A 5,658-nucleotide genomic window follows, 5' to 3' on the forward strand; every position below is an offset into this window, starting at 1 on the left:
ACCGTGGACCATCTAACCGGCCCGCCTCGTATGCGTCGCGTACGGCAGCATCGACGCGCGCCCGCTCAGGGGCGTCGAGCGTCGCCACATACTTGCCAAGAGGGCCTTCGCCTGCGGCAATAGGTGCCCAGTAATCATTAAAGCTTTGGTACTCCATGCGGATCACCAGCTGGGTTTCGGTCACGTCCAGCAGACCCTGCTCGACAAAAGTCCGCTTCATTTCGCCAGGCTGCATCATTGGCTGAAAGCAATAGCGATTGCGCAGCTGCCGCCCGGTCTCGCTGAGTGCCGCCACCGTGTCGACCATCATCCGCATGCCGGGCATGCCGCCGAGATGATCCCAGACCGCTGCGGCGACTACCCCGCCCGGACGCACGACGCGGCGCATCTCTCCAACGGCCCGGCCGGCCTCGGGCACGAAATGAAGAACGAGCAGTGCGAGCGCTCGGTCGAAGCCTCCGTCTTCGAAAGGCAAAGAGCAAGCGTCCGCCTGCCCAATCTTGATGCGCGGGTCAATGTTGCGCCGAATTGCCTCCTCGACGAAGACCGGCGAATAGTCGATGGCGGCGATCTCGCTCAGATCAGCAGCCTTGGCAAGGGCAAATGTCAGGCTGCCCGTGCCGCAACCGACATCGAGTACCTTCTCACCATCGGCAAGGCCCGCAAACTCGATGAATGGCGACGCGAGCTTTTGGCTCCAGCGTCCCATGAGCTGCTCGTAGCCGGCCGCGTTGTGAACGTTAAAGCTTGAGGACATCGAAAGCTCCATCAGCCAGAGGCATGGCAGTTAAAACTAAGCACTTGGCAGGCGCCAAGCGGTCATTGCCGGCCATATTGCGCCAAAAGTAGCTTGGGGCAAAGGCCCTCGCCTAGTCCTTTCCTCGACAAACTACCGCTCTATCCGGCATGCGCACGCAGGCCAACAAGTTCAGCGCGATCGCCAGCAACGTGGCGAGTATCAGCACGCCGGGCTATGGCCGCATCGATCTCGATAGGCTGACTGCCGATGAAGGCCAAAGTGCCGACCCCGCCACGGAACTGACAGGCCTGATCCAGGCCGAGCAAAGCTTCAAGGCAAATGCTGTCGTCATCGAGAGGGGCGCTGACATCTGGGAACTACTGATGAGCATCAAGCGCGACTGACCGGCGCCCGTAACTCCCTACGCAAGCAGCAGCCGCGCGGCAAAGCCGAGAACGACGGTGCCGAAGGCAATGATCAGCCCCCCGGAAATGCGGCGGATCAGCAGCGTGAGATCGCTTGAAATCCTGTCGCGGGCGAGATTCACCGCCGCGCTCAGCGCCGTCCACCACACCATCGCCCCGAAGAACACGCCGATGACGATCGATGCCACCTCGGTGACGGTTTTGCCGTCGACCAAACCAAGGCCAGCAAAGAGGCCTCCGAAGGACAGAAGCGCGCCGGGGTTGGAAATCGCCAGCAGGAAGGTCGAGGCGATCGTGCGCAAGAGATCGCGCGCACCGACCTGCAAGGCACCGGCGGGTGGCGTCATGAGGTCCCGGATGCCGAGAAAGATCAGAAGTGCACCGCCGGCCGCTGCAATCGGCAGCGAATAGTCATCGACGATAACCGAAACCATCGCGAGACCGGCGGCCGCGACCAGCGCATAACACGCATCGCCAAGCGCTGCCCCTATGCCGATGGCTGCACCCGATCCGAAACCACGATGAAGGCTGCGGTTGATGCACAGAGTCGCGATCGGTCCCGGCGGCGCTGTGACAATGAGGCCGAGGAGCGCGCCTTTGGCAAAGAGCAGTAGCAGCGTTTCGATGATCATAAAGTAGAAACTGTTTCGCTGCTGAAAGGGACAAATCAAAATAACAAAGCCGCCATCGCTGGCGGCTTTCGGGTGCGGCCTCAAAGAATTCAGTGCGCGGCAGGCACCACCGCGTCGCCGCGCGCGGCAAGCGCCGCGAGATCGGCAGGCTTGAGCTCGACGGATTCGCCGCAGCCGCACGCCGAGGTCTGGTTCGGGTTCGTGAAGGTGAAGCCCGAGCGCAGCGTCGTGGTCTCGAAGTCCATTTCCGTCCCAAGCAGATAGAGGACCGCAGAGGGCTCCACCCAGACCTTGGCGCCGTCGCGCTCGATCAGGTCGTCCTTGGCATTGGGTTCGCTCACCAGCTCGATGGTATATTCCATCCCGGCGCAACCGCCTTTCTTGATGCCGACGCGGATGCCCTTGGCGTCCGGCCCGGAATTTTCAACGATTGCCTTTACGCGCGCCGCGGCGGTGCCGGTCATGCTCATCACTGCAAAGCCCATCGGCTCATTCTCCTTCCACACCGGGGTCAAGATCCGGCGCTTCATCTCTTCAATTTAGGCAGTTATGCCTAATGCTTCAATCCCTTAATCAAAAGCGAAATTCGTCCCACGCCTTTTCATTGATGTATATCCTCGCATCGCCAGGCGTTTGGGCGTTCTGGCAAGAGCCAAACACATGAGCCAGCTCGCGCGCGAGGTTGGAATGAGCCGCTAACCGCTTTACAAGGCGCTGAGCGGCCAAGGCAATCTTGAATTTGCGACCATCATCAAACTAATGAAAGCTCTCGGAATCGACCTTGCTCCCATCATGCCAATGAAAAGTCGGCGGCCTGACCCTCAATACCAGCCGACGGCCACCTGCGCCTCTTCCGACATGCGGTCCGGCGTCCACGGCGGATCGAAGGTCATTGCGACCTCGACGCCGGATACGCCTTCGACGGCGCCGACGGCATTCTCGACCCAACCCGGCATTTCACCGGCAACCGGGCAGCCTGGCGCCGTCAGCGTCATGACGATCTTCACCATGCGGTCGTCTTCGATGTCGATCTTGTAGATTAGACCGAGTTCAAAGATGTCGGCGGGAATTTCCGGATCGTAGACGGTTTTCAGCGCCCCGATGACGTCGTCGCTGAGGCGCGCCAGTTCATCGGCAGGAATGCTCGAATGCACGATGCCCTCGCGCACGTCGGTCTTCTGTTCGCTCTCGTCCAGGCTCATACGGACACTCCTCAAGCAAAGAACTTGCGCGCATATTCCAGCGCGTCGGCCAAGGCATCGACCTCGGCACGTGTATTGTACATGCCGAAGGATGCACGGCATGTGGCGGTGACGCCGAAGCGTTTCAAGAGCGGCATGGCGCAATGCGTGCCGGCACGCACCGCAACGCCCTGCCGGTCGATGACCATCGAAACGTCGTGAGCGTGAAGACCGGCGAGTTCGAACGCAAAAATGCTGCCTTTACCGGGTGCCGTTCCGAAGACGCGCAGCGAATTGATCGACCGCAGCCGCTCGCCAGCATAGGCCGTCAGTTCGGCTTCATGACGCGAAATCGCCTCGCGGCCGATCTTCTCCATATAGTCCAGCGCATAACCGAGGCCGATCGCCTGAACGATCGGCGGCGTCCCGGCTTCGAAGCGATGCGGCGGGTCGTTGGAAGTGACCGCATCCTCGGTCACCTCGAAGAGCATCTCGCCGCCACCCTGGAATGGACGCATCTCGCGAAGCCGGTCCTTCTTGCCGTAGAGCACGCCGATTCCCGAGGGACCGTAGAGCTTGTGGCCGGTCATGACGTACCAGTCGCAGTCGATATCCTGGACATCGACCGGCAGGTGCACGGCACCTTGCGAACCGTCGATCAAGACCGGAATGCCGCGCTCATGAGCAATACGGCAGACGTCCTTGACCGGAACGATCGTGCCGAGCGCATTCGACATATGCGTGATCGCGACAAGCTTGGTGCGCTCCGTCAGGCTCTTCTCGAAGTGCTCGATATGAAAGGCACCTTCGTCGTCCACCGGCACCCAGACCAGCTTGGCGCCCTGCCGTTCGCGGATGAAATGCCAAGGGACGATGTTGGAGTGGTGCTCCATGATCGAGACGACGATCTCGTCGCCCTCGCCGATCTTCGGCATTCCCCAGCCATGAGCGACCGTATTGATCGCCTCCGTCGAGGATTTCGTGAAGACAATGTCGTCGACCGACGGCGCATTCAGGAAACGGCGCACCTTTTCGCGCGCGCCTTCATAGGCTTCGGTTGCGGCATTGGAGAGGTAATGCAGGCCACGGTGCACATTCGCATATTCGGTTGAATAGGTCCGCGAGATGGCGTCGATGACGCCCTGCGGCTTCTGTGCGGACGCGCCGTTGTCGAGATAGACCAGTGGCTTACCATAGACTTCCCGCGCAAGGATCGGAAAATCTTTGCGGATGGCTTCGACGTCGTAGGTGGCTGCCGGTACTATCTTGTCCATGGCGCTTATCCGATCAGGCGTGCTTTTCGAGCCAGGCCGCGATGACGCCTTCCAGCGCCTCGACCAGGTCTTCGTCTTCAAGTTCTTCGACGATCTCCGCAACGAAGGCATTGACGAGCATCGCACGGGCCTTGTTCTCCGGAACGCCGCGCGCCATCATATAGAAGAGATGATTATCATCGATGTCGGTAACGGTCGCACCGTGGCCGCACTGGACGTCGTCGGCGAAGATCTCAAGCTCCGGCTTTGTCGAGAAGTCGGCATCGTCTGACATCAGCAGCGTGTTGCAGGACATCTTCGCATCGGTCTTCTGCGCGTCAGGCGCAACCCGGATAATGCCCTGGAAGACCCCCTTGGCGCGGTCGAAGACGACGTTGCGGATGATCTCCGTCGAACCGGTGTGCGGGACGTTGTGGCCAAGCACCATCGTCACGTCGGTATGCGTATCGCCGCCGAGCAGGTTGATGCCCCGGAGCGTCAGGTCCGCACCCTCGCCCGTCACCTTGATATGCATTTCCTGGCGCACCAGCTTGCCGCCAGCGTTGATGACAAAGAGCTTCAGCTTGGCATTGGCGCCGAGATCGATACGGATCTGGCCGAGATGCGTATCCTCGCGGCCCTGCTGCTGCAGGATGATCCAGATGAGTTCCGTGCCCTCGCCGATAGTGATGTCACTGACATGGGATACGAATGCCGCGTCCCCGGTCACCGACAGGTGACGCTCGATCACGGTCGCCTTGACGTTTTCGCCGAAGGACACCGGCAGGCGTGTATGGATCTGGCCGCCGGCGTGAACGACGTCGATCTCCAGCGGCCTATCGAACTCGGTCTTTGCAGGAATGTCGACGACATAGCCGTCGCGCACGAAGCTGCCATTGATGCGGCCGACGGCGTCATCCGCGCCGAGCGCGCCGAGCGCGGCGGCAGCCGAACCGTCGATCAGGCGCTGCGCGTAGCTGGAAATTTCGAGGTCGCCCGCCCTTGCGCTAGGGTCCGCATGGCCCTGCACGATCGAAAGAACCGAAGAACCTTCGATCAACGGCTCGATCTCTTTCGACGCGGCGTCTCCGGCCGTGGCCGGCACCTCGCGCAGCAGGTTCTTGAGGTCGGTATAGTGCCAGGCCTCGATCCTGCGTGTCGGCAGGCCGCCCTTCTTCAGGTCGTCGAGCAGCCGGTCGCGGGTCGCCGTCACGGCGCCGTCGCCCGGCAGTTCGCCGAACTGATTGTTGAAAGCCTCAACGAGCGCCGCTTCCGCGGCGGTCAGGCGGTTCGTCGTCTGCATGTTCATGAGACCCGTCCTTTCCGCCTGAATCAGGCTGCCGCTCCGATGATGTCGGCGGATCCGTTGGCTTCGAGCTCATACGCCAGCGTCTTGTCGCCCGACTTGATCACCTGGCCCTTGTAGAG

General features: G+C 61.2%; 6 protein-coding genes and 2 pseudogenes. 1 reads left to right on the forward strand and 7 read right to left on the reverse strand.

From position 1 onward, the window contains the following. Nucleotides 1–757, reverse strand: a 757-nt coding sequence (locus C9413_RS26710; RefSeq protein ID WP_170251133.1) for a class I SAM-dependent methyltransferase, incomplete at its 3' end; no start/stop codon positions are given. A gap of 131 nt (nt 758–888) precedes the next feature. Here C9413_RS26710 and C9413_RS26715 point away from each other — a divergent pair. Continuing rightward, nucleotides 889–1,143: pseudogene (locus C9413_RS26715) on the forward strand (flagellar basal body protein); the annotation flags it as partial. A gap of 17 nt (nt 1,144–1,160) precedes the next feature. Here the strand turns inward: C9413_RS26715 and C9413_RS26720 are convergent. The 6 genes and pseudogenes from C9413_RS26720 to sufC form a co-directional block, all read right to left on the reverse strand. Beyond that, nucleotides 1,161–1,796 carry a LysE family transporter gene (locus tag C9413_RS26720; protein WP_223843993.1) on the reverse strand — a complete coding sequence of 212 codons (636 nt, stop codon included), beginning with the start codon at nt 1,794–1,796 and terminating at the stop codon, nt 1,161–1,163. 89 nt (nt 1,797–1,885) lie between these two features. Further along, on the reverse strand, nt 1,886–2,281 hold the full coding sequence (sufA, locus tag C9413_RS26725; protein ID WP_039846772.1) for a Fe-S cluster assembly scaffold SufA: 396 nt from the start codon (nt 2,279–2,281) through the stop codon (nt 1,886–1,888). A 336-nt stretch (nt 2,282–2,617) separates the two neighbouring features. After that, nucleotides 2,618–2,998, reverse strand: coding sequence for an SUF system Fe-S cluster assembly protein (locus tag C9413_RS26730; RefSeq protein ID WP_027512444.1), 381 nt, complete (start codon nt 2,996–2,998; stop codon nt 2,618–2,620). A gap of 11 nt (nt 2,999–3,009) precedes the next feature. Further along, complete coding sequence (locus C9413_RS26735) at nt 3,010–4,251, reverse strand: cysteine desulfurase (RefSeq protein ID WP_170251134.1); 1,242 nt, start codon at nt 4,249–4,251, stop codon at nt 3,010–3,012. A gap of 13 nt (nt 4,252–4,264) precedes the next feature. After that, on the reverse strand, nt 4,265–5,539 hold the full coding sequence (sufD, locus tag C9413_RS26740) for a Fe-S cluster assembly protein SufD (RefSeq protein ID WP_039844991.1): 1,275 nt from the start codon (nt 5,537–5,539) through the stop codon (nt 4,265–4,267). Nucleotides 5,540–5,562: 23 nt separating this feature from the next. Continuing rightward, nucleotides 5,563–5,658 (reverse strand): annotated as a pseudogene (gene sufC, locus C9413_RS26745) (Fe-S cluster assembly ATPase SufC); the annotation flags it as partial.

It is taken from the genome of Rhizobium sp. SEMIA 4085, assembly GCF_013004495.1.
Taxonomy (GTDB): Bacteria; Pseudomonadota; Alphaproteobacteria; order Rhizobiales; family Rhizobiaceae; genus Rhizobium; species Rhizobium gallicum.